At 61.0% G+C, this 3,681-nt stretch carries 3 protein-coding genes and 1 pseudogene; all 4 read left to right on the top strand.

What is annotated here, in order from left to right; all coding sequences use genetic code 11:
• A pseudogene (locus K419_RS0118680) lies at positions 1–707 on the top strand (NADH-quinone oxidoreductase subunit L); the annotation flags it as partial.
• A 15-nt stretch (positions 708–722) separates the two neighbouring features.
• Positions 723–2,210: a complex I subunit 4 family protein gene (locus tag K419_RS0118685; RefSeq protein WP_026842876.1), complete on the top strand. Its 1,488-nt coding sequence runs from the start codon at positions 723–725 to the stop codon at positions 2,208–2,210.
• A gap of 49 nt (positions 2,211–2,259) precedes the next feature.
• The gene (locus K419_RS0118690) at positions 2,260–2,631 is read left to right on the top strand and encodes a GxxExxY protein (RefSeq protein WP_026842877.1); all 372 of its coding nucleotides are present in this window, start codon (positions 2,260–2,262) and stop codon (positions 2,629–2,631) included.
• Between the two features lie 60 nt (positions 2,632–2,691).
• On the top strand, positions 2,692–3,681 hold a 990-nt coding region (locus K419_RS0118695; RefSeq protein WP_035497569.1), incomplete at its 3' end, for an NADH-quinone oxidoreductase subunit N.

Genomic DNA, 3,681 nt, shown 5'->3' on the forward strand with positions numbered 1-3,681 from the left:
TCTTCAGCAAGGACAGCATCCTCCTGGCCGTCTGGCACAAGGGAGGGATTCTATACCAGTCCCTGTACCTGCTTGCGCTGGTCACCGCGCTCATCACCGCCTACTACACCTTCCGCATGGTCTACCTCGTCTTCGGCGGCTCCTCCCATACCGCTCATGAGACAGGCGGGCTGAAGACCATGCAGGCAGTCTTGATCCCGCTGGCGCTCTTGGCCCTATTCGGCGGCCTACTCGACCTTCCCGCCTACTTGAGCGAAGGGTTCCTGGGCCGCCTTTTCGCCGGGGTTCCGGGAGGGAAAATGGTCGAGGGTCCGGGCAAAGAGGAAATGGCGCTGCAGGCGATAGCAGGGGCGCTGGCCCTTGCGGGGCTTGTGGCCGCGCACGTCAGGTATGGTCGGGGACGGGAGCAACGGATCGAGGAGGCAGGGGACGAGTCCCCGCTCTTCGCGTTCCTTTTAAAGGGATGGTACTTCGACGCCTTGTACGACATGCTCCTTGTCCGCCCTTACCAAGCGGCAGCCAGGGTGCTCTGGCAAAAAATAGACGAAGGGATGATAGACGACTCGCTGGACCGGCTGGCCGGTGGGGTTGGCTGGACCGGCACCTGGCTCGGGCGCTGGAGCACCGGCCGCGTCTCGATTTATCTGCTTAGTTTCGCCGCCGGGGTTGCTTTCATGATCGGCTACCTCGCCTGGATTTTCATCTAACACGGGACACCTGCGATGACACCTGATTTCCCGATACTTTCCGTGCTGATCTTTCTGCCGCTTGCTGCCTCGCTGCTTCTGGTGGCGTTGCGCCCCTCGCAGGCGCTAGGGCGGGGCTTCGCCCTGGTAGTCAGCTTGATCGAACTGGCCCTCGCTGCTGTTCCGCTTTTCGGCTCCTCGCTGTACGGTACCTTCCCTGGCGCGCCCGGCGGCTTCTTCCTGTTCGAGGACCTACCCTGGATCGACCGCTTCGGCATCCGTTACACCCTCGGCATGGATGGCATCAGCCAGGTCATGGTGCTCCTGACCTCGTTCATTACCGCCGTCGCCGTCCTCATCTCATGGAGACAGATCAAGGAGCGGGCGCCTCTTTACTATGCGCTGCTGCTCGCCCTGCAGTGCAGCATCCAGGGCGTATTCCTCAGCCTCGACCTGTTTCTTTTCTACCTTTTCTTCGAGGCGATGCTGATCCCCATCGTGTTCCTCTCCGGCGTCTGGGGTGATGGGCGACCCGTATATTCCGCCATCAAGTTCTTTCTCTATACCTTCATCGGCTCTCTGCTCATGCTGGTCTCCATCATCACGCTCTACCTGATGCACGGCGCGCAGACAGGGAGCTACACCTTCGCCCTCCCCGCTTTGGTGCAGACCAGCATCCCCTATGGCCTCGCCCTCTGGCTTTTTGCCGGGTTCCTGGTCGCCTTCGCGGTGAAGATCCCGCTTTTCCCGCTGCACAGCTGGCAGCCCGACGCCTACGCCGACGCCCCCATCGCCGGGACACTGATCCTCGCCAGCCTCCTTTCCAAGACCGGCGCCTACGGCCTGATCCGGTTCGCCTATCCGCTTTTTCCCGACGCGGCCCGCGCCTTCACCCCCGTTCTCTACCTGGCTGCCGTCTTCGTGATCAGCTACGGCGCCTGGATCGCTTTCGCGCAAAAGGACATGAAGCGGCTGGTGGCGTACTCAAGCCTCAGCCACATGGGTTTCATCGCCTTGGGGATAGCCGCCTGGAGCCCGCTAGCCCTTTCCGGAGCGCTTTTGCAGATGGTGAACCATGCCGTCACCACCGGGGCCCTTTTCGTGGTGGTGGGCATGCTGGACGAGCGTGCAGGGAGCAAAGATCTCGCCGCCTACGGCGGCATATGGGAGAAGGTCCCCGCGCTCTCGTTCTTTTTCCTCTTCTTCTGCATGGCCTCCGCCGGGTTGCCGGGGTTGAACAACTTCGTCGGTGAATTCCTGGTGCTGGTGGGGGCCTTCAAGGTTGCGCCCGCAGCCGCTTTGGGGGCTTTTCTGGGTATCGTGCTGACCTTGATCTATACGGTGAGGCTCGTGCAGGAGGTGCTGTTCGTCAGGGAGAGGAAGCCGCTGGAGTTGAAAGATCTGACCATGAGAGAAGCCGGCGTCCTCGCCATCCTCGCGCTGGTAGCCGTGTACCTGGGCGTCCACCCCAGCCCCGTGCTTGAACTGTTCAAGGGCCCGATCGCTTTATTGGTTTCGAGGTAAAGGCGGAACACAGAGGACACAGTGGTTCACAGGGGACACGGAGGAATTCATGGATCAGAACCTCATTACCGGGAACATCGTGGACTCTGCCCTTAAAGTTCATACGGCTCTTGGTCCAGGCTTGCTGGAAAGCGCCTACGAAGCCTGCCTCATACATGAACTGAGCAAAAGGCACTTCAAGACAGCATCGCAGATTTCACTACCGGTCTTCTATGACGGCGTCACCATCGACCTTGGCTATAGAATCGACCTGCTTGTCGAGGACGAGGTGATCGTAGAACTAAAGGCCGTGGAGAGACTTCATCCCGTGCATAAAGCACAGTTACTTTCGTACCTGAAGTTGAGCAAAAAACATGTAGGCCTTCTGCTCAATTTCGGGGAGCTGCACCTCAAGGATGGTATAGAGAGGGTTATCCTCTGAGACCTCCGTGAACCTTTGAGACCTCTGTGGTGAGCTTTTTCGCCTGTTGTCGGAGATTAAATGATCATTCCAGACCTACATACCATCATGCCGATCATCATCACCGGGGTGGGGGCGCTGGTCGTGCTCCTTTGCGGGCCGCTGCTCCTTAGCGTGACCACCAGCTCTATCGCGGCGGTTACTGCGGCGGCAGCGGGCCTCTGGGCAATTTTCACCGCGCCCTCGGCTGTGCCTGCCGTCGCCGGGCTTACCTTCACGCCGCTGGCCCAGTTCCTGATCCCGCTTTTTTGCGCGGCGGCTCTCCTGACGCTGCTCCTCTCCCACGGCTACAATGAAAACCGCGCCATCAAAGGCGAGGAATACCCGGCGACGGTCCTTTTCGCCCTGTTCGCCTTGTGCGTGCTCCCCTGCGCCTCGAACCTCCTCATCCTCTTCCTGGCTGTCGAGTCGGTCTCCTTCGCCTTCTACATCCTGGTCACCATGGACCTGCAGCGGGCGGAATCGGGCGAGGCCGGCCTGAAATACCTCCTCATGGGGGCGGTCGCCGCCGCCTTCACCGCTTTCGGCTTCGCGCTCATCTTCGCCGGCAGCGGCACCCTGGAATTAACCGGCGCCGTGCCCCACGCGGGAAACCGCGCCATCGTGGCCGCGGGTTGGGGGGTGGTCATCATGGGTATGGCCTTCAAGCTTTCGCTGGTCCCCGCGCACCTCTGGACTCCTGACGTCTACCAGGGAGCTCCGGCCCCGGTCGCGGCCTTTCTTTCCACCAGCTCCAAGGTGGCTGCGGCTTCGCTGCTGCTCATGCTGCTCGCCCTCTCCCCCCCGATGCCGGAGCTGCGCATCCCGCTGGTGCTGCTGTCGCTCCTCTCCATGGTGGTAGGAAACCTGGCGGCGCTCCGGCAGCAGAACATCAAGAGGATGCTCGCCTACTCCTCCATCGCCCACATGGGCTACCTCACCCTCGCGCTTCTCACCGGCACTAGGGAGGGGTATGCAGCGCTGCTTCTTTACGGCGCTATCTACACCGCCATGAATCTTGCCGCTTTCGGC

Source organism: Citrifermentans bremense R1 (assembly GCF_000426865.1).
Lineage (GTDB): Bacteria > Desulfobacterota > Desulfuromonadia > Geobacterales > Geobacteraceae > Geomonas > Geomonas bremensis.